Raw genomic sequence first — 17909 nt, forward strand, 5'->3', positions numbered from 1 at the left:
TCGAAATTTGCTTTGACGCCACGACGTATCACGCCTATCTATTTCGATGAAACTCGAAATAAGAAAGCTTTGAAGCCATGAAACCAGTCGATCACGCAGGGTCCCTGCCAAACATAGATATGGAGCAACTCCCGGCAATCGATGCATCTGCGCTGTTCGATGTGGCCGCCTCGGCCCACAAGCCTCGGATCTTGATGCTCTACGGCTCCTTGCGGGAGCGTTCCTATTCCCGCATGGCCACTGAGGAAGCGGCACGTATCTTGACCTGGCTTGGCGCTGAAGTCCGTATCTTCAACCCTGCCGGTCTGCCGCTGCCGGATTCGGCGCCCGCCGATCACCCCAAGGTGAGAGAGCTGCGTGAGCTCTCGCTCTGGTCCGAAGGTCAGGTCTGGTGTTCGCCCGAACGTCACGGTTCAATGACCGGTATCATGAAATCGCAGATCGACTGGCTGCCATTGTCGTTGGGCTCGGTGCGTCCCACCCAGGGCCGGACGCTTGCCGTCATGCAGGTTTCCGGCGGCTCACAAAGCTTCAATGCCATCAACCAACTGCGTATCCTGGGCCGCTGGATGCGCATGTTTACGATCCCCAACCAATCGTCGGTGGCAAAGGCATTCAACGAATTCGATGCGGCCGGGCGCATGAAGCCCTCGCCCTACTACAACCGCATCGTCGACGTGATGGAGGAGCTGATGAAATTCACGCTTCTTCTGCGCGACCGGTCGGCCTATCTCACCAACCGATATTCCGAACGCGTCGAAAGCGCGGAAGAGCTTGCCAGACGGGTAAATCAGCGGTCGATTTGAGGCGGGCGGTTGGCGCAAACGAGACGGCGATTGTCCGGTTATTCGAGAATGTTCGAAATAAGCGTTGACGTCGTGGGCTCTCGGAGCTAAGGTGTTTCCATGATACTCGAAAAAGCAGCCTCGCAACTGGAAGCCCTCGGCAGCCCGACGCGGTTGCAGCTCTATCGGACGCTTGTGCGGGCGGGCGATGAAGGGCTGCCGGTCGGGCGCATCCAGGACAGGCTCGGCATCGCGGCCTCGACGCTGTCGCATCACCTCAAGCGGCTGGTCGACACCGGCCTGGTGACACAGGAGCGGCAGGCGACGACGCTGATCTGCCGGGCCAACTATCCCGCCATGAACGGGCTCATCGGATACCTCGCGGACGAATGCTGCGCCGACGCCACCTGTGCGCCGGCTTCGGTGGAAGCGACGGCCAAGACGGCGGCGTAATTTTTTGGCATTGTAATTCGAAACTACCGGAAGGACGGAAGATATGGAGATGATCGAAAGGCTTCCCGTCGCGGTGATCGGCGCCGGGCCGGTCGGCCTGGCGGCAGCGGTCCACCTCATCGCGCAAGGTATTCCTGTCAAAGTCTACGAAGCCGGCAATAGGGTTGCATCCAACCTCAGGGATTGGGGCCATGTCCGGGTGTTCACGCCTTGGCGCTATTGCGTCGATCAGGCGTCTAGAAGCCTGCTCGAGGCGCGTGGCTGGCGGATGCCGGAGCCTGAGGCATTCCCGACCGCGAACGACCTCGTCGCGGATTACCTCGAGCCGCTTGCAAAGCTTCCGCAATTGTCGCCGTCGATCGAAACCGGTGCCCGGGTCGTCGGCATCTCGCGCTGGGGCGCCGACAAGGTGCTGAGCAAGGAACGCGAAAACCGGCCGTTCATGCTGGTGATCGAAACCGCCAGTGGCACGCGGCGCGACAGCGCCCGCGCCGTCATCGATGCTTCGGGAACCTGGCAGATGCCGAACCCGCTCGGCGCCGGCGGAATTCATGCCGTAGGCGAAGCGCAATTTGCCGATCGCATCGCCTACGGCATCCCCGACATCCTCGGCCGCGACCGCAGCCTTTATGCCGGCAAGACGACGCTGGTCGCCGGCTCCGGCCATTCGGCCGCCAATGCCTTGCTGGATCTCGCCAGGCTGGCGGATATGGAGCCCGGCACGGCCTTCATCTGGACAACGCGCGGCACCGACCTGGTGCGCATCTATGGCGGCGGCGATGCCGACCAATTGCCGGCACGCGGCGAACTCGGCGCCGAAGTGCGCGAACTCGCCGAGAGCCGCGGCGTCAGACTGGTGACGGGCTTTGCAGCCGTTTCGATCCGCGATGCCGACGGCCGGCTGGTCGTCGAAGGCCAGACCAAGGACGGCTTGCAGCGGATTGGCCCGGTCGACCGCATCATCGCCGCGACCGGACAGCGCCCCGATCTGTCGCTGACGCGCGAGCTTCGGCTCGAACTCGATCCGTGGCTGGAAAGCGTCAAGGCGCTGGGACCGCTGATCGATCCCAACGAACATTCCTGCGGCGACGTGCCGCCGCACGGTCACCGCGAGCTCAGCCATCCCGAGCATGGGTTCTACACAGTCGGCATCAAGAGCTATGGCCGCGCGCCGACCTTCCTGCTGCTGACCGGGTATGAGCAGGTGCGCTCCGTCGCCGCGGCGATTGCCGGCGACATGGTTGCGGCCGACAATGTCCAGTTCGTGCTGCCCGAGACCGGCGTCTGCACCGTGCCGAGGATCGGCATTGTCGACAAGGGTTGCTGCGGCGGTCCGGCGCCGGCGGCTTCGGGCGCCTGCTGTGTCGCCGACGCCGAGGCGAAGGCGGTCGGCAAAAGCGGCTGCGGCTGCAGCGTCGCGGCATGAGCCTTCTGGCGCCTTCGCCCACCATCTTGCGCAGCCGCGGCGCGATCATCACCGCGCTTGGCCTGACGCAGATCATGGCGTGGGGGTCTTCCTACTATCTTCCCGCGGTCATCGCGCCGGCGGTCTCCTCCGATACCGGCTGGCCGCTGGCATGGGTTGTCGGCGGCCTGTCCCTCGGCTTGCTCACGGCAGGATTGATCTCGCCGCGCGTCGGGTCGTCGATCGAGCGGCATGGCGGCCGCAACGTTCTGGTGTTCAGCGCCGCATCCATCGGGCTCGGCCAGATCGGGCTGGCTCTCGCCCCTAATCTTGCGGCCTATATCGCAGCCTGGCTGGTCATCGGACTGGGCATGGGGGCTGGGCTCTACGATGCCGCTTTCGCGACGCTTGGGCGCCACTACGGCCACGGCGCGCGCTCCGCCATTACCACGCTGACGCTGTTCGGCGGTTTTGCCAGTACGATCTGCTGGCCGATTTCGGCCTGGCTTCTTGGGGAGGTCGGCTGGCGCGGCACCTGCCTGGCCTACGCTGTCTTTCAGCTGGTGATTGCGCTTCCGCTCTATCTCGTGATCCTGCCCCGCGAGGCGCCGCAACCGGCAGTCGGGCCAGGATTGCCGGTCGGGCCAGGATTGAAAGAGGTGACGCCGGCCGGCGAAGGCAATCCCGATCCGTCGATCATCATCGTTCTGGCCGCCACCCTTACGCTTGCGGCGGTGATCTCCTCGACGGTGTCGGTGCATCTGCTCACCATCCTGCAAGGCAGCGGCATGGCGCTGGCCGCGGCCGTCGGGCTCGGCGCGCTGGTCGGCCCGTCCCAGGTGGCGGCGCGCGCGATCGAGATGACCATCGCGCGCTACCACCATCCGATCCTGACCAAGTTCGCCTCGGTTACGTTTGTGGCGATCGGCGTTTCGGCGCTCTGGGCCGGCATGCCAATCATCCCGCTGGCGCTCGGCTTCTATGGCGCGGGCATCGGCCTGGAATCCATCGCGCGGGGGACGTTGCCGCTCGCGCTGTTCGGCTCGAACGGCTACGCGAAGCTGATGGGCCGCCTCGCCATGCCGAGCCTGATCGCCCAGGCGGCGGCACCCTCGGCCGGCGCATTGCTGCTGGAGCGCTTCGGCCCGCATGGGACGTTGGCCGCGCTTTCTGGTCTGGCGCTGGCCAACGTCATCCTCGCATGCGGCCTGGGCTGGCGGATGCTCCGCTGGCGGCAATCGCAGGTTCAAACCCGATAGGATTTCGACCCGCGTTCAGCGCCGTCAACTGGAGAGCGGGAGATCTTCCACGGGATCGACAAGGAAGGATGCGGCAATCAGATCGTCCGCATCGAGGCGCAGTGAGCCTTTGGCGCCGCCCATAATGGCGGCAACCTTTTGAAACGTCTTGATTTCGTGCTCGGTAATCTGGGCAGTTTGCATTCTGGATTTGAGGTCAGCGACGCGCAGCCCCAAACTGTGGGACATTCCGATTTTACGGTTCGACATGGTAAGATGCTCCTCCCCGGCCCATGTTTGTTTTGCCACCCGCCCTTATTCGCATATCCTCCGCCTGCCTAAATATGAGGCAGCGCGAATACAGCGCCCGAACGCCCGATGCAAGGGAAGGTTCCGGCGCGCAGCGGTCACGAAATAATAATACGAAGGAAGCACGGCCGATGGTCCGGCCGGAGGTAGGACTTAGGTAGGACGCCCCCCGGACAGAGGGCTCCGGTGGCTTATCGGCTGGCGAGGACCATGCGGTTGCCTTCGCTGTCGCGAAACTCCGCCACCGTGCGCCCCGGCTGCCACGGCGCCTCATGCGGATCGGTGATGATTTCGACGCCGCCCGCCTTCAACGCCGCGCTCATTGCCCCGACATTTTCGTCGACCAGCACCAATACGGGCTCCGCGCCGGGGGCGTCGTCGGCGCGCCTGATGAAATGCAGGTTCGTCACGGCATGCGGAAATGCCAGCTCGATCCAGCGCCAGCCGCCATCGCCCATCTTCTGGTCGGCCAGGACCTGACAGGCGAGATGCCTGGTGTAGAACGCCTTGGCGCGGTCCTGGTCGAATACCGGAAGCTCGGCAAACTGGATATGCATGATCGTCGCTCCTGCTTGATGGCTGCCGCGCAGCCGCCCACGCGGGAAAGACGATGCGGGCAACCGAAAAGATTCTTCCACAAGGAGAATCTTTTCAGCGCAGCCGGTCGTCCTTCGTTCATACCAACCAGTCAGGAGACGACAATGGACTACGCGCTCATTCGATACGGTGTGAACCAAGCCGACCTGGAAGATAACCGCGCGCTGGTCGAAAAAGTGTTCGAAGCGCTGGGCGAGGCGGCACCGCCGACGGTGCGCTATCTCGTGCTCGAGCTGGACGACGGCTCGTTCGTCCACATCGTCGGCCAGAACGGCGATTCGTCGGCGCTGACCGGGCTTGCCGCCTTCAAGGCATTTGCGGAAAACCACGCCGAACGCCGTTCGACCCCGGCAATGCGATCGCCTGTCAAAGTCATCGGCAATTACCGTATGCTGGCGGATCAGAAGGCGGGATAGCGCCTGCCATGCCGCTCGCGCAGAAACGGGATGCTATGCCGAAAATGAACAGGGCGACTTTGGAGGCGATGCTCGTCGGGTTGCGGCCAAGGCTGCATCGCTACTGCGCGCGCATGGCCGGCTCGGTGATCGACGGCGAGGACATCGTCCAGGAGATGCTGATCAACGCGCTGCAGGCGATCGACGGCGGTGCGATGGTCGAACGGCCGGAGCAATGGCTGTTTCGCATCGCCCACAATGCCGCGCAGGATCATCTGCGGCGGCGCAATCGGGAAAGGTCGCGCATGACCGAGGCCGACATGAGCGTCATCGAGGATCCCTCCGGCAGCGCCGACAGCCGGCTCGCCGCCCAGACCGGCCTGCGCTCCTTCATGCAGCTTTCGGTGCCGCAGCGCAGCGCCGTGATCCTGGTCGACGTGCTCGGCCTCAGCCTGCATGAGACCTGCGAGGTGACCGGCGCGACGCTCGCCGCCACCAAGGCCGCGCTGCATCGCGGGCGGGCGCAGCTCAAGCTGCTGGCGCTGCAGCCCGAGCAGGCGCTCGCGCCGAGGCTCGACGCCGATGACGAGCGCCGGCTGCGGCGCTATGTCGACCTGTTCAACGCGCGCGACTTCGACGCGGTCAGGGCACTGATCGCAGAGGACGTCCGGCTCGATGTCGTCAACCGCGTCCGCCTGCGCGGCAAGGCCCAGGCGTCGACCTATTTCGGCAATTACGATCGTATCAGCGACTGGACATTGTCGCTCGGCTTCGTCGACGGCAGGCCGGCGATCCTCATCCGCGACCCGCAAGCGGCCGACGGCGCCGTGCGCGGCTTCGTGCTGGTTGAATGGGCGGGCGAGGAGGTCATCCAGATCCGCGACTTCCGCTATGCACCGTGGTGCCTGGTAGATGCGGAAATCAGGGCCGTGGAGAGGTGAGGCGAGCGCTGGAAATGGTGCGGAAATGGCGCGCGGAGGCGACAGGGCCAAGGTTGCGCCACCGGCTTCGCTATTATTGAGGTGGCTTCTGGCACAGCCACCCGTTGCGGTCGCGGGTGGAACCTTCCGCTTGGGGCCTAGAGTCGACGCCGAAATCTCCGGTGAATATGTCTGCTTGCGCCGAAAGCAGACTACGCAATGGCGGTTCGAATCTCGTTTCGTGGGCCACTTACTCTGCCTCTGAAAACTGGATCGTTCGAAACTGAAGTTTTCCGCGCTACTGTCCCTTGGCTGGGAGGAGCGGGGAACGACGCGGCATCGAACCGGTCGCTTTCGATGTGGGTCAGACGATTGACCCATGAGTAATCATTCCCGCGTCACGCGCCGCCGCTATCGCAGTATTCGGAGTTCCGCCTCTGTTGATGGCCACGACAACCCGGAATCGGGCGCGCGACACAGTCAGGTAGATTTCTCGTAGTACCTGCTGCTCAAGGGCAGCTGCAAGCGGCGGGTTATTAACGACTCGTGGCGGCATAATCCCTTGCTCAAGTCCGACCAGTACCACCGCATCGAACTCCTGCCCACCAACGAAGGATGGGCGGCTAAGCACAACAAGGGGTTGGTCGGGTACAATCTTTTCCCCTCTCTGCGTTATCACATGCAGTGGGAGTTTTGACTCTGTAAAACTATCTAAAATATCTTTCCAATATGTCTCCGAATGACAGATGACGGCAATCTGTCTAACATTCTTCGAGCGAAGTTTCTGTACTGTCTTTACCAGGAATTTTGCGAAGGTCTGATCTTCATTGCGCGTCACAATGACCGGGGGGCTTGCTAGCGGGTGATCTGACGGAACAGAGGCATCATCCGTGCCCGTGAAGTCTGGGAACTCGCTACCAAAAAGGTCGGTGGTCCTTTGGATAACGAAGAAGGCGAGACTTATGATTTCTTTTGTTGAGCGATGGTTCGAGGGCAGCTTCTCGTTCTCAATGTCTGAAATTCCCAACGCGCCCAAGCCAGCGGCGGAAAGACCGAACGGCTCTTGCGCCTCGTCTAGCGCCAGCGCTATCGGAACGTGCTTTGCCGAATTGCTCGTTAAGAGCGGAAACACTCGTCTTTCGTTTTCGTTGAAGAGTTGCGCCTCGTCTACCAAAACGAGATCATACCCTTCGGAGCGCCTTTTCAACTCCCACACCGGCGTTTTAAGCCGACCAGCCAGCGACAATGCTATGTCATCAGAATCCAGCATACCGTACTGCTCAAAAACAACAGCGTGATAATTCTCAAAACAGTCAAAAACGACAGCGCGCTCCGTTTGGTTTAGGATTCTATGAAATCTACTAAAAGGGACCTCTGCGTTTATATACCGGTCCCTTTCGTCAGTTAGCCCTCTGCCTTTGATGACTGCTGATATTTCAGCAGTAACTAGGACTGCGAAGGCAATAAAAAGCTCATCTTCTTTCCATACTTGCTTTAGAAGTTCGCTTTCCTCGAAAAGCTGAGGACGAGTGTTCATAACCTTCTGCAGAGCGCTCCGCACTTGCAAAAATTGGAACTCTTTCGTTTTCTGTGCATCGCGGTCGATCACCATCTGCTCGTCTAGTTCAATACGACGGCGACCGTACTCTCCTAAAGTCGTGACGATCAATTCCTGATCAGTGCCGGTAAGGTATTCCTCGCCTCCAAGGGCCTTGAAACGATCTAACACTGTAGCAGCCATTGCCGCATTGTGGACAATATAGGCCACCTTCAAGGGCTGCCCATTGGCCCTGTGTTCATTGAGGTACCGCAACGCTATCAATTGCATCAGCAACGTCTTGCCTGAACCAGCAGGACCGATGATCCTGACTGGGTGCGAATGCAGAATGTCAACAGAAATGGCCCGACGTTGAGCCGGGTTCAGAACGCCGCTTCGTAGCCACTGATCAAAAGTCCAGTGCAGTGTTTCGTACGGATTTACGACACGATCTTCATACGTGCTCGTTGTCACGGTGATGCTGCTCAGGAACCCCGAGTCCGCATCAGCGGGCATAACAGCATTCCGAAGCTGGGCGAATTGTTCATCCTCCAGCGCCGGGCGCCTTACCTGCCGATCTACGAGCGAATTGCACTTTTCCACCAGAGATACAATCCGGAGTATTTCCGGCTCGATTCCCTTCGTCAACTCGTCGAAATCGTGCTCAGGCCCTATGCCGATAAGCGACCGCGAAGTGAGACCACTGAAGCCTGGCGCCGCTTCATAATAACAGACCGAGTAGTGCCTTGCGTCGTTACCGCGGCCGGCGAGGCAAGTATGGGATCCATTCGGCCGCGCGCGATGTATGAAGTCGCCTTCGATCATGAGCCCTTGCAGGCGCTGGCTTATAACATAGACAAAACGCTCGATTACCTGCGGGCCTATTTTGGGATGCGAAGCAATCGACAGGGCACCTTCTAAACGGAAGATGCCCCAGCTTTCGCTGCCGGTGTTCGAGAGGTACTCTGCATTCCAGATCGCAAGTATCCGACCATCCTCCGCCCCGGACAACCTCAATGGGCCTGCCGCTAAGTCGGCTCTGGCGAGTCCAGAAAGATCTCCATTCAAGAGGATATCTGCCAATGCACTTAGCGCCTCAGGATGTGTTAACAACCAAGAGCAAGTTTCTCGAGTAAGGCTGACGTATTCCATCAAATGTCCACCTGCGATGAGTAAAGATCAACTGTTTCTTTGGTGAAATCAGGCGATCCAATGCGGTTGTATAAGGCAGAGAACCGGGTGAGAAGGTCGGAAAGAAATGCCGCCTTTAATGACAGCATCTTGACCGGTCGCGCCGAAAAGAACGCGTTTTTCATCGTGCTAGACAGGTTCAGAGATTCAACGCGATCAGCCCATGCGGAGTCGCTAGTCTCTTCTGCATAGTTGAGCATCTTTACGGGTACCGTGATAGGGTAGCGGAAGAGTACAACCGAATGCTCTCGGACACCGCTGAATACCGCATTCTGACCATCATGTGGAAGAAAATGAAGAGCAGGAGAGTAACTGTTCCGTATCAATCGATCCTTTATCTTGGCCCATTCAGCACCAAAATGGACGCTTAGTTTCTCGCTTGCGATCGGGTTCAATTCTGAGTGCGTGATAGCATGCAAAATCTCAATGCCCGCCACGGTGCGGTCGATTGCCGCCAGCACCTTCGCCGGACGCTGTTGCGCTGAACGATACTGCTCCAAACCCGTCTGTAGGGACGTCAGTTCCTCGCCAGATGGGGGCACGTACGTCTGAGCTGACCACTCAGGCCGCAACTCGTACCCGATGGTCTGAAGGTTTGCGCATACCCGCTCAATAACCGCCGGTAAAGCCGCTTCCATCGAGAAGAAGGTCCGAATGGGGACAATTGGCAGGTAGGTCAGGGTGTCGGATTTCTGCCAACTAAGATCACATGCTGGAGTTATGACTATGCCAGCGCACGGGGTCTCGCCGAGCATTCCGAACGAAGGCAGGTTGCGCCAGATGTCACCACACTCGTGTCCGAGCGGCGGAAGAGTGTTGTAGTAAGATTTAGAATCAACCTTCGTGACTCTGGCCATTGCGCTGCTTGCCCCCTACCCCGGAGTATGACGACCACACGCGGATGGCAACGTCAACGCTGCGTGATGCGATCTCGACCGATTCGCCGGGCGGACATCCACTCGCGCAAACCGCTGGTCAACCGCGTCCGCCTGCGCGGCAAGGCCGAGGTGTCGACCTATTTCGGCAATTACGACCGCGCGACCGATTGGGCGCTGTCGCTGGGCTTTGTCGGCGGCCGGCCGGCGATCCTCATCCGCAACCCTGGGAGCCGGACGGCGCCGTGCGCGGCTTCATGCTGGTCGAATGGCGGGACGAGCAGGTCGTTCAGATCCGCGACTTCCGCTATGCGCCTTGGTGCCTGGTCGATGCGGAGATCAGTACGATAGAGCGGTGAGGGGGCTTGCCGAGATGGCGCGCGGAGGCGACGTGGCCAAGGGTTGCGCCACCGGACAAGTCTGCCATCGCCTCCATCACCAAGCTGAAGGGCTCCGCTGCCGATTTCGGGGAGCGGTATCGTCGCGAAGAGGATCTACGGCCTACACCCGTCATGCTCGATATAGAGCGGTGCCAGCTTTCGGATCAGGCAGCCTCCTCCTGGGTGACCCAAACGCAAATTGTCACACGGCAGCAAGTTCTTAGACTGGTTCCGGTTCTCTGGAACCGGTAACCCGCTCTAACTATCTGTTTTGCCGCATTTATGCGGACGCCAAATGATTCCATGTGGCTGCAAAATGCGCTAGCCGATACGCACGCGGCGCGTCACCTGGCCATTGCTTTCCCAGTATGTGTGTTTCTTGGCAATCAAGGGATCGTCCATCGCCGGTTGAATTTGTCCCGTGGTGCTGACCGCGCGCGAGGTCACCGTGTGTTCTCCAGGAGAGGGATTTGCCCAATCCAGGGACCAAATTTTCCAGGCGTGTTCTGCCTCCTCACTGTGGTCAATGGTCGCTGGTGCCCAAGGCCCCTGATCGATTTGCACTTCGACCCGTTCGATCGGCGCCCCCCAGCCTGCTCCAATGATGGAGTAATCTGAATCTTTCCGGGTAACCTTCGCGGGCGCGGACTTTATCAGCGCTCGCCCGACCGAAGTCTCGGCCCATACGGTCTCGCCGTTGTGGTCCTCCTCCCGGATGGTGACATAGTCACGGGCCATCAGAAGGCTCATGAACCGCGTATCGCGAACCTCGATGCGTTTTAGCCACTTGACGTTGGCGATCCCGTACCAGCCTGGAGCAATGAGCCGTACCGGGAAGCCATTGGCCGCCGGCAAGGCGGCTCCATTCATTTCATAGCAGAGGAGATTGTCGGGGTTCATCGCGTCGGCGAGCGACATGCTACGAGCGAAGTTCTGCTGCATCTTGACGTCGCGTATCGGGACCTCGCCTGTGTCGGTACCGAAAAAGACGACCTCGATGCCCTTCTCCAGAACACCGGCTTCCTCGAGGATCGGGGCGAGCGGCGTCCCTGCCCAACGGGCATTGCCGATGCCGCCGGTGAAAAAGGGAAATCCGTGGTTGCCCGAGCATTCCACTGTGAAAACGACCTCCTGCCGCGGTCGCGCCCTGATGTCGGCGAGCGTTAACTCCAAGGGCTTCTTGACCAAGCCTCCGATCTCCATCGACCATGTCTTCTCGTCGATCGTTGGTCGGTTGAAATGCGAGATGCTGAAGAACTTGTCGTTTGGCGTTATCCAGCTATCCAAATCCTCCCAGACAAGCTGCTTCTGGATACCCACCGGATCGGGATTTTTGGTCGGCTGATCCAGCCACGGAATAACTTCCTCGCTCGGCCGTGTTGGAAAAGCGTAAGCCCGACGCGAGGTATAGAGAGCAGCAATTGCGGCAAGAGCCGCGCTTCCTTGAACAAGAAGTTCTCTGCGCTGAAAATCAGGCATGTTGTTTACCTCCCAGTTGATCCGGAACGGGCTGCAACGTGCCTTAGGCCGTAGCCTGATCACGGATAGGCGACACAATGTGAGGTCTGCCCATCCGGAAGTATCCGGATAGGTCAGACAATCACCGACGCAAGTCAGGCATGTGAAGCGTTGGACGAAACTCTGGCTCGCGTTTCGCATGCCAAGAGTGCGCCTTTGAGAAGGAAGTGTCCACAACTTGGACGGGACATGATGATGATTGCGGCATTCCATGCCGATTTCCGGTCCTGCCAAATCCTTGCTGCTCGGATCGCTGCCGAACGCCCCTTCTGGGGTCATTTCCGGACCTTGGCGGGTTGCGCTCGGAAACGCTTGTTTCGACCCACGTCTGCCGTTCCGATATCGCCCCGCCATCTCCGGGGGGTATGTTCACCCAAATTCGACAAGAAACCGCATTGGCCTGCCGCCTCTTGTCGCGATCACTCTTGGCGCCACAGGATGGCGGCACGGCCGGCGCAGGTGTATGATGATGGTCTAATACTTCGCATCAGGGAGGACAGCATGACGTCTTGGGAAATCAAGGGACGGGAACTCGTCAATTGCACCTGCGAATATGGCTGCAACTGTCAATTCAATGCGCTGCCCGACAAAGGCCATTGCCATGCGGTGGCGGGCATCCAGATTGACGAAGGTCATCATGGCGAAACCGCTCTCGACGGCCTGCGGATCGCCGCGATCTTCAAATGGCCTGGCGCGATCCACGAAGGCAATGGCGAAGCCATCGCTTTCGTCGACGAGAATGCAACCGACCGGCAGCGTCAAGCGCTGCTGCGCATCATGACCGGCCAGGACACCGACCCGTTCGCGACGATGTTCGCCGTCTACGCCTCAACCGTGACAAAAATGAATGAGCCGGTTTTCACCAAGATCGATCTCGACCTCGATATCGACGGCCGCAGGGGCCGCATCTTCGTCAAGGACTACATCGAAACGGTCGGCGAACCAATTCGCAACAAGGTGACGGGCGCGGACTCGCGCGCTCAGATCGTGTTGCCGAACGGCTTCGAATATGCGGTCGCCGAGATCGGCAGCGCTTCAAGCACAACCAGCGGGCCGGTTCAGGTGAATATGAAGGACAGTTACGGCCAGTTCGCCCGGCTGCATCTCAACAATCACGGGGTGGTGCGGGCCTGACGCGCCGCATGGACGGTGGGTCGCCACTGGAACGGCTGCTCAGACGCGACCGCGTCATCACGATTGCGGGCGTGGCGGCGCTGTGCCTGCTGGGCTGGCTTTATATCGTCGCCGGTGCAGGGCTCGGCATGAATGCGTGGGAGATGACGAGGGTCGCGCTATTCCCCCACCAGCAAACCGCCGACATGACCTCCGATATGTCTGGCATGGACATGCCCGGCATGGACATGAGCGCAATGGCCACGGCGACGGAACCGCGGGTCTGGGGGGCGGCGAACTGGGCGCTGATGATCGCCATGTGGTGGGTCATGATGATCGCCATGATGTCTCCGAGCGCGGCGCCGACTGTCCTGCTCTATGCGCGCGTGCATCGCCATGCGCTCGCACAAGGGCAGATCCAGGACAAGCTCGCGCCCACCGGCGTATTCATGGCAGGCTATCTCCTGGTCTGGCTGGGGTTCTCCGTCGCGGCAGCTGCGTTGCATTGGCTGCTCGAACGCGAGGCATTCGTTACCGCGGCGACGATGAGTTCGCAGAGCCGCTGGCTTTCAGGCATCGTCCTGATCGCCGCGGGCCTGTATCAGCTCTCGCCGCTCAAGAACGCCTGCCTGTCGCATTGCAGGAAGCCGACGGCGTTCCTTTCCCGCCACTGGCGTCCCCACACACTTGGCGCGCTGCGTTTGGGCGCGCTGCACGGGGCGTTCTGTGTCGGATGCTGCTGGATGCTGATGGCGTTATTGTTCGTGGGTGGCATCATGAACCTGGTGTGGGTTGCCGGGCTCGCCATTCTGGTGCTGGTTGAAAAGGCGTTTCCTGCCGGCCAGTGGGTCGGCCGGGCAGCCGGCATCGCCCTGATCGCCTGGGGCAGCGCAACGCTTTTGGTGTGACGGCCACGTAAAGTGCATCGCACCGCCCCAGCCAGGCCGGCTCACAACGCGTCGGGGCGGACCGGCGGTGACGTCAAGCTTACGCAGGCATTCAGGCGTCAAGGAACTTTGAATCCTGGCGTCCGTTTATCCGAATGTCGGGTATGAAGGGCTCCGCCATGAATGTCGGCGACGAAAGGACTGTATCCGTTTGGGCGAGAACCGAAGTCGCGCCTGATGCGGTTCCGCTCGAGCGGAGTGAACAGGTCGATGTCGTGGTCGTCGGATCTGGCATTGTTGGACTGTCGGTCGCCTACGAACTGGCCATCGCCGGGCAAAAGGTGGCGGTGCTCGATCGCGGCCGGATCGGAAGCGGCATGACGGCCCGCACCACCGCGCACCTGTCATCGATCTGCGATGACTATTTTTCGGAACTGATCAAATTGCGCGGCGAGGAACTGGCGCGGATTTACTATCAAAGCCAGTCGGCCGCTATTGGCCGTATCCAATCGATCCTGGAGGCGGAGGGTATGGCGTGTGATTTCCGCCGCCTCGACGGTTTTCTGTTTCCGGCGTCGGGCAGGAAGGAATCCGTCATCGAGCGCGAACTGGACGCCGCTCTGAAGATCGGGGTCGACGTCGAGAAAACCGCAGGCGTGCCGTTTGCAGGCTTTTCGGATGGACCGATCCTTCGCTACGCCAATCAGGCGACATTCCACCCGCTCAAATATCTCCGCGGGCTGGCTGCCGGCATCCGCGCGCACGGCGGCGCGCTTTATGCGGAGACCATCGTCGATAAGGTCGAGGAGACCGACGGCGGCGTGCGCGTAAGCACGGTCTCGGGCTTTGCCGTGTCTGCCAGGTCGGCCGTTGTCGCCACCAACTCGCCGATCAACGATCGGGTCGCGCTCCATACCAAGCAGGCGCCGTATCGGACCTACGCCATGTCGTTCGAGATCGCGCGCGACGTTTTGCCGGATGCACTCTATTGGGACACGCTGGACCCCTATCACTACGTCCGTCTGCAGCCTGGCGAAGGCAAGACCGACTTTCTGATCGTCGGTGGTGAAGACCATAAGACAGGGCAGGCCGACGACGCCGACCACCGCTTCACGGCCCTGGCGGCCTGGATCAAAAAATTGGTGCCCGATGTCGGCGCGGAAGCCAATCGATGGTCCGGGCAGGTGATGGAGACGGTCGACTATGCCGGGTTCATCGGCCGCAATCCCGGTGATCGGCGAGTCTTCGTTGCTACCGGCGATTCCGGCCAGGGCATCACCCATGGGGTCGTGGCAGGCCTGTTGATTTCGGACCTGATTCTGAAGGGGGAAAGCCCCTGGCGGGAACTTTACGAACCCTCTCGCAAGACGGTACGGGCGATCGCCGATTATCTAGCGGAGAATGCGACAGCGATCAGGAGTTTTGCCGAGTATGTCGCGCCTGGTGAAATCGATTCCGCCGACAAGCTGCGGCCGGGGCAGGGCGCCATCGTCCGCGAAGGTCTTACCAAAGTCGCGGCCTTTCGCGACGAGGACGGCACGCTCTACAAACGCTCGGCCGCATGTACCCATGTCGGCTGCCATGTCCATTGGAACTCGCTGGAACGCTGCTGGGACTGCCCCTGCCACGGCTCGCATTTTGCCGTCGATGGCACGGCTTTGAACGGGCCGGCCGTATCGCCCCTGGCTCCTGCCGGATAATCTTTTTTCGCCCCGGCCGCGCAGCTCACAATTCCTTTTCGGCGAGCTCGCGAAACGCGTCGGGAACGGACCGCGACAGTCCGAGCGCGACCGAGGCGTAGCCGACCGCCTCCCAGCCGAAGCGGTCGCGGATCTTGTCGACGGCGCGATCTGCGGTCCAGCGCGCCGCGCCCTTCCTGGTGCCGGGGCGGCGGCGGTCGTCGGCGAGCCCGAGCGGCAGTTCCAGTTGCAGGCCGGCATGCTGCTCCAGATGCGAGACAGCGATCGCCAGCAGCGAGATTGTCTTTTCGTGCGGATGGTCGATGAGCACCTTGCGCACCAGCGCCTCGGCGATCTCGGCCAGCATGGCGGTTGCCGATATCGGCTGGTCGAGCGTGATCGAGCGCGTCACCGAGCGCAGGTCGGCAAAGCGGACGCGAACCGTCACCGTGCGGCCGGGGCGGGATTTCGCCCGCAATCTTGTGGCGACCCTATCGGCCAGATGCAGCAGCGCAGGCACGAAGACCTGCTCCTCGGCCGGTTTTCGGCCGAGCGCCGATTGCGCGCCGGCCGAGCGCGCCCGGCGCTGCGTCTCCAGCTTGCGCGGATCGCGGTTCCACGCCAGCGCGTTGAGTTTTTCTCCCGCCGCCGGCCCGAGCAGGCGCTCCAGCGCGCCATCGTTGGTCTTCGCCAGCTCGCCGATGGTGTTGACGCCGATGCCGGCCAGCCGCTCCCTGGTGACCGGGCCGACACCCCACATCAGCTCGACCGGCAGGTGGTGCAGGAACTCCAGCTCGTGGCGCGGATCGACCACCACCAGCCCGTCGGGTTTTGCGACCTGTGAGGCGATCTTGGCCAGATGCTTGGTGCGGGCTACGCCGACCGAGATCGGCAGGCCGAGCTCTGCCCGCACGCGGTGGCGGATCTTGCCGGCGATCTCGGCCGGCGAGCCGAACAGGTGGGTGCAGCCGGCGACGTCGGCAAAGGCCTCGTCGATGGAAATTCGCTCGACCACCGGCGTGAAATCGCCCAGCACCTTGATTGCCGCATCGCCCAGCCGCTGATAGTCCTTGAAATGGCCGCCGACGAAAATGAGTTGCGGGCAGAGTTCCCGCGCCCGCCGTCCCGGCATGCCGCCGCGCACGCCGAACGCCTTGGCTTCATAGGATGCGGCGAGCACTACCCCGCCGCCGACGGCAATCGGCTTGCCGCGCAAGGCCGGGTCGAGCAGTTGTTCGACCGAGGCATAGAAGGCATCCAGATCCGCGTGGAGGATGTTGGCTTCCATCCGGCCCGTTCGCCCGCGGCGGTTCGAACGCCGCCTTGTCTAGAGTTTTGATGAGAACATAAAGAGAACATTGTGGGCGGATTGTCAAGCGGCGCGGAGGGCAGGTGAAGGGCAATTGTTTCAGTTTGGCGCCCTCTGTCTGCCTGCGTTCCAGCGTTGGTGGTTGGCGAAAGTCGAAGCAACATCCAATCTCCCCCCTTGCGGGGGAGATGTCCGGCAGGACAGAGGGGGGTGGGACGGATCGCCAACTTCGACTTCAGTTGTTGCCAACTCGAATCAGCCTGAGGGTTTGGCTCCGATTGGTTGACAGGTCGGAGGGACAGCACCCCCCTCTGCCCTGCCGGGCATCTCCCCGCAAGGGGGGAGATCGGCAGCTTCGCCGACGGCGCCTGCTGCAGCGACCTACAGCGCCATCTTGTAGCCGAGATGGCTGGCGGTGAAACCGAGGCGCTCGTAGAAGGTGTGCGCTTCCCGTCGACTGTTGTCCGTGGTGAGCTGAATGAGGCTGCAGCCGCGCGAACGGCACGCTTCAATCGCCCATTCGATCATCAGCTTGCCGACGCCGCGAGAGCGCCATTGCCGGGCGACGCGAACGCCTTCGATCTGGCCGCGCCAGGCGCCTTTCCTCGAAATGCCTGGAAGGAAGCTGAGTTGCAGCGTTCCGACCAATTGCCCGGCCTCGACGGCCACGGCCAGCAACTGGTTGGGATCGGCATCGATCGCGCTGAAGGCATCGAGATAGGATGGCGCGAGCGGCGTGGACGGGTCTTCCCGGTCTGCGCCGAGCGCATCGTCGGCAAGCATTGCAACGATCGCCGGCAGGTCGGGCGCCTGGGCACGACGGAATTCGATCTCGCTCATCGCGCGGAGACATACGGCGCAGTGTTGGCGATCGCAATATTCGTTTTGACTGCAAGGGGGCGCGCGTCTTCAGGCGGCCTCCAACGCCCAGAGGCGATAGCCGTAGCGGCGGAAGAAGCGGGCGAAGAGGCGCTGCTGCCTGGCGCGGGCGAGGTCGGCGCTGCGCCTTTCCTGTCGCCAGTGCGGCATGTTGCGGAACATCGACAGGAAGCGGGCGGCGTCCTCGATCGCCTCCTCGGCCGACTGCGCCGGGCGGATCGCCGCCAGGAACAAAGCGCGGCTCGGCTTCATCCGGTCGATCGCCGCCTTGCGCTGGCGATGGCCCTGGCGCGCCGTGCGGATGCCGTCCTGGCGGATGGCCGCGAAGGCGGCAAGCATGGCCGGGCTGTCGCCGGCATAACCGCAGGCCTGGGCGAACTGGGCGAGGTCCATCGTCACTCCCTTGCATTCGGTGGACGGAGCGGCCGCGGCTGCGCCG

Annotated in this window: 18 protein-coding genes; 10 read left to right on the forward strand and 8 right to left on the reverse strand. The window is 61.5% G+C overall.

What is annotated here, in order from left to right:
- The first annotated feature begins 77 nt into the window (after positions 1-77).
- From arsH to NKH29_RS14730, 4 genes are all read left to right on the forward strand, one after another.
- A complete protein-coding gene (gene arsH / locus NKH29_RS14715; protein WP_502896916.1) occupies positions 78-806 on the forward strand; it encodes an arsenical resistance protein ArsH in 729 nt (242 codons plus the stop codon).
- A 99-nt stretch (positions 807-905) separates the two neighbouring features.
- On the forward strand, positions 906-1238 hold the full coding sequence (locus tag NKH29_RS14720; RefSeq protein ID WP_023722924.1) for an ArsR/SmtB family transcription factor: 333 nt from the start codon (positions 906-908) through the stop codon (positions 1236-1238).
- A 43-nt stretch (positions 1239-1281) separates the two neighbouring features.
- A complete protein-coding gene (locus tag NKH29_RS14725; protein WP_502911259.1) occupies positions 1282-2664 on the forward strand; it encodes an FAD-dependent oxidoreductase in 1383 nt (460 codons plus the stop codon).
- On the forward strand, positions 2661-3902 hold the full coding sequence (locus tag NKH29_RS14730; RefSeq protein ID WP_352999990.1) for an MFS transporter: 1242 nt from the start codon (positions 2661-2663) through the stop codon (positions 3900-3902). The genes NKH29_RS14725 and NKH29_RS14730 overlap by 4 nt, the downstream gene beginning before the upstream one ends.
- A gap of 24 nt (positions 3903-3926) precedes the next feature.
- On the opposite strand, the gene NKH29_RS14735 is transcribed toward NKH29_RS14730, so the two are convergent.
- Together NKH29_RS14735 and NKH29_RS14740 are read right to left on the reverse strand one after the other, a co-directional pair.
- Positions 3927-4151 carry a hypothetical protein gene (locus NKH29_RS14735; protein ID WP_031195360.1) on the reverse strand — a complete coding sequence of 75 codons (225 nt, stop codon included), beginning with the start codon at positions 4149-4151 and terminating at the stop codon, positions 3927-3929.
- 230 nt (positions 4152-4381) lie between these two features.
- On the reverse strand, positions 4382-4747 hold the full coding sequence (locus NKH29_RS14740) for a VOC family protein (protein ID WP_023722928.1): 366 nt from the start codon (positions 4745-4747) through the stop codon (positions 4382-4384).
- A 144-nt stretch (positions 4748-4891) separates the two neighbouring features.
- On the opposite strand from NKH29_RS14740, the gene NKH29_RS14745 reads away from it, so the two are divergent.
- Both NKH29_RS14745 and NKH29_RS14750 read left to right on the forward strand, forming a co-directional pair.
- Complete coding sequence (locus NKH29_RS14745) at positions 4892-5203, forward strand: hypothetical protein (RefSeq protein ID WP_352999992.1); 312 nt, start codon at positions 4892-4894, stop codon at positions 5201-5203.
- Between the two features lie 44 nt (positions 5204-5247).
- Positions 5248-6123 carry a sigma-70 family RNA polymerase sigma factor gene (locus NKH29_RS14750; RefSeq protein ID WP_031195362.1) on the forward strand — a complete coding sequence of 292 codons (876 nt, stop codon included), beginning with the start codon at positions 5248-5250 and terminating at the stop codon, positions 6121-6123.
- Positions 6124-6466: 343 nt separating this feature from the next.
- On the opposite strand, the gene NKH29_RS14755 is transcribed toward NKH29_RS14750, so the two are convergent.
- Both NKH29_RS14755 and NKH29_RS14760 read right to left on the reverse strand, forming a co-directional pair.
- On the reverse strand, positions 6467-8791 hold the full coding sequence (locus NKH29_RS14755; RefSeq protein WP_352860798.1) for a UvrD-helicase domain-containing protein: 2325 nt from the start codon (positions 8789-8791) through the stop codon (positions 6467-6469).
- Positions 8791-9687 carry a hypothetical protein gene (locus NKH29_RS14760; protein WP_352860799.1) on the reverse strand — a complete coding sequence of 299 codons (897 nt, stop codon included), beginning with the start codon at positions 9685-9687 and terminating at the stop codon, positions 8791-8793. The genes NKH29_RS14755 and NKH29_RS14760 overlap by 1 nt, the downstream gene beginning before the upstream one ends.
- Positions 9688-9875: 188 nt before the next feature.
- On the opposite strand from NKH29_RS14760, the gene NKH29_RS14765 reads away from it, so the two are divergent.
- Positions 9876-10064, forward strand: a complete 189-nt coding sequence (locus NKH29_RS14765; protein ID WP_352860801.1) for a hypothetical protein — start codon at positions 9876-9878, stop codon at positions 10062-10064.
- 342 nt (positions 10065-10406) lie between these two features.
- Here NKH29_RS14765 and NKH29_RS14770 read toward each other — a convergent pair whose 3' ends face one another.
- Positions 10407-11564: a sulfite oxidase gene (locus NKH29_RS14770; protein WP_352592728.1), complete on the reverse strand. Its 1158-nt coding sequence runs from the start codon at positions 11562-11564 to the stop codon at positions 10407-10409.
- A 540-nt stretch (positions 11565-12104) separates the two neighbouring features.
- On the opposite strand from NKH29_RS14770, the gene NKH29_RS14775 reads away from it, so the two are divergent.
- From NKH29_RS14775 to NKH29_RS14785, 3 genes are all read left to right on the forward strand, one after another.
- Positions 12105-12737, forward strand: coding sequence for a DUF1326 domain-containing protein (locus tag NKH29_RS14775; RefSeq protein WP_029351172.1), 633 nt, complete (start codon positions 12105-12107; stop codon positions 12735-12737).
- Positions 12738-12745: 8 nt separating this feature from the next.
- The gene (locus tag NKH29_RS14780) at positions 12746-13624 is read left to right on the forward strand and encodes a DUF2182 domain-containing protein (protein WP_023722934.1); all 879 of its coding nucleotides are present in this window, start codon (positions 12746-12748) and stop codon (positions 13622-13624) included.
- 158 nt (positions 13625-13782) lie between these two features.
- Complete coding sequence (locus NKH29_RS14785) at positions 13783-15303, forward strand: FAD-dependent oxidoreductase (RefSeq protein WP_353000071.1); 1521 nt, start codon at positions 13783-13785, stop codon at positions 15301-15303.
- Between the two features lie 25 nt (positions 15304-15328).
- Here NKH29_RS14785 and dinB read toward each other — a convergent pair whose 3' ends face one another.
- The 3 genes from dinB to NKH29_RS14800 form a co-directional block, all read right to left on the reverse strand.
- Complete coding sequence (dinB, locus tag NKH29_RS14790; protein WP_352494403.1) at positions 15329-16570, reverse strand: DNA polymerase IV; 1242 nt, start codon at positions 16568-16570, stop codon at positions 15329-15331.
- Between the two features lie 402 nt (positions 16571-16972).
- On the reverse strand, positions 16973-17431 hold the full coding sequence (locus NKH29_RS14795) for a GNAT family N-acetyltransferase (RefSeq protein WP_023722937.1): 459 nt from the start codon (positions 17429-17431) through the stop codon (positions 16973-16975).
- A gap of 69 nt (positions 17432-17500) precedes the next feature.
- Positions 17501-17863, reverse strand: coding sequence for a hypothetical protein (locus tag NKH29_RS14800; RefSeq protein ID WP_031195368.1), 363 nt, complete (start codon positions 17861-17863; stop codon positions 17501-17503).
- Positions 17864-17909 lie beyond the last annotated feature (46 nt).

The organism is Mesorhizobium sp. M1295 (genome assembly GCF_040318135.1).
Taxonomy (GTDB): Bacteria; Pseudomonadota; Alphaproteobacteria; order Rhizobiales; family Rhizobiaceae; genus Mesorhizobium.

What these genes read in the sequence shown, in the direction of transcription:
- arsH (WP_502896916.1), top strand. Translation starts at nt 78, where the DNA reads ATGAAACCAGTCGATCACGCAGGGTCCCTGCCAAACATAGATATGGAG.
- NKH29_RS14720 (WP_023722924.1), top strand. Translation starts at nt 906, where the DNA reads ATGATACTCGAAAAAGCAGCCTCGCAACTGGAAGCCCTCGGCAGCCCG.
- NKH29_RS14725 (WP_502911259.1), top strand. Translation starts at nt 1,282, where the DNA reads ATGGAGATGATCGAAAGGCTTCCCGTCGCGGTGATCGGCGCCGGGCCG.
- NKH29_RS14730 (WP_352999990.1), top strand. Translation starts at nt 2,661, where the DNA reads ATGAGCCTTCTGGCGCCTTCGCCCACCATCTTGCGCAGCCGCGGCGCG.
- NKH29_RS14735 (WP_031195360.1), bottom strand. Translation starts at nt 4,151, where the DNA reads ATGTCGAACCGTAAAATCGGAATGTCCCACAGTTTGGGGCTGCGCGTC.
- NKH29_RS14740 (WP_023722928.1), bottom strand. Translation starts at nt 4,747, where the DNA reads ATGCATATCCAGTTTGCCGAGCTTCCGGTATTCGACCAGGACCGCGCC.
- NKH29_RS14745 (WP_352999992.1), top strand. Translation starts at nt 4,892, where the DNA reads ATGGACTACGCGCTCATTCGATACGGTGTGAACCAAGCCGACCTGGAA.
- NKH29_RS14750 (WP_031195362.1), top strand. Translation starts at nt 5,248, where the DNA reads ATGAACAGGGCGACTTTGGAGGCGATGCTCGTCGGGTTGCGGCCAAGG.
- NKH29_RS14755 (WP_352860798.1), bottom strand. Translation starts at nt 8,791, where the DNA reads ATGGAATACGTCAGCCTTACTCGAGAAACTTGCTCTTGGTTGTTAACA.
- NKH29_RS14760 (WP_352860799.1), bottom strand. Translation starts at nt 9,687, where the DNA reads ATGGCCAGAGTCACGAAGGTTGATTCTAAATCTTACTACAACACTCTT.
- NKH29_RS14770 (WP_352592728.1), bottom strand. Translation starts at nt 11,564, where the DNA reads ATGCCTGATTTTCAGCGCAGAGAACTTCTTGTTCAAGGAAGCGCGGCT.
- NKH29_RS14775 (WP_029351172.1), top strand. Translation starts at nt 12,105, where the DNA reads ATGACGTCTTGGGAAATCAAGGGACGGGAACTCGTCAATTGCACCTGC.
- NKH29_RS14780 (WP_023722934.1), top strand. Translation starts at nt 12,746, where the DNA reads ATGGACGGTGGGTCGCCACTGGAACGGCTGCTCAGACGCGACCGCGTC.
- NKH29_RS14785 (WP_353000071.1), top strand. Translation starts at nt 13,783, where the DNA reads ATGAATGTCGGCGACGAAAGGACTGTATCCGTTTGGGCGAGAACCGAA.
- dinB (WP_352494403.1), bottom strand. Translation starts at nt 16,570, where the DNA reads ATGGAAGCCAACATCCTCCACGCGGATCTGGATGCCTTCTATGCCTCG.
- NKH29_RS14795 (WP_023722937.1), bottom strand. Translation starts at nt 17,431, where the DNA reads ATGAGCGAGATCGAATTCCGTCGTGCCCAGGCGCCCGACCTGCCGGCG.
- NKH29_RS14800 (WP_031195368.1), bottom strand. Translation starts at nt 17,863, where the DNA reads ATGGACCTCGCCCAGTTCGCCCAGGCCTGCGGTTATGCCGGCGACAGC.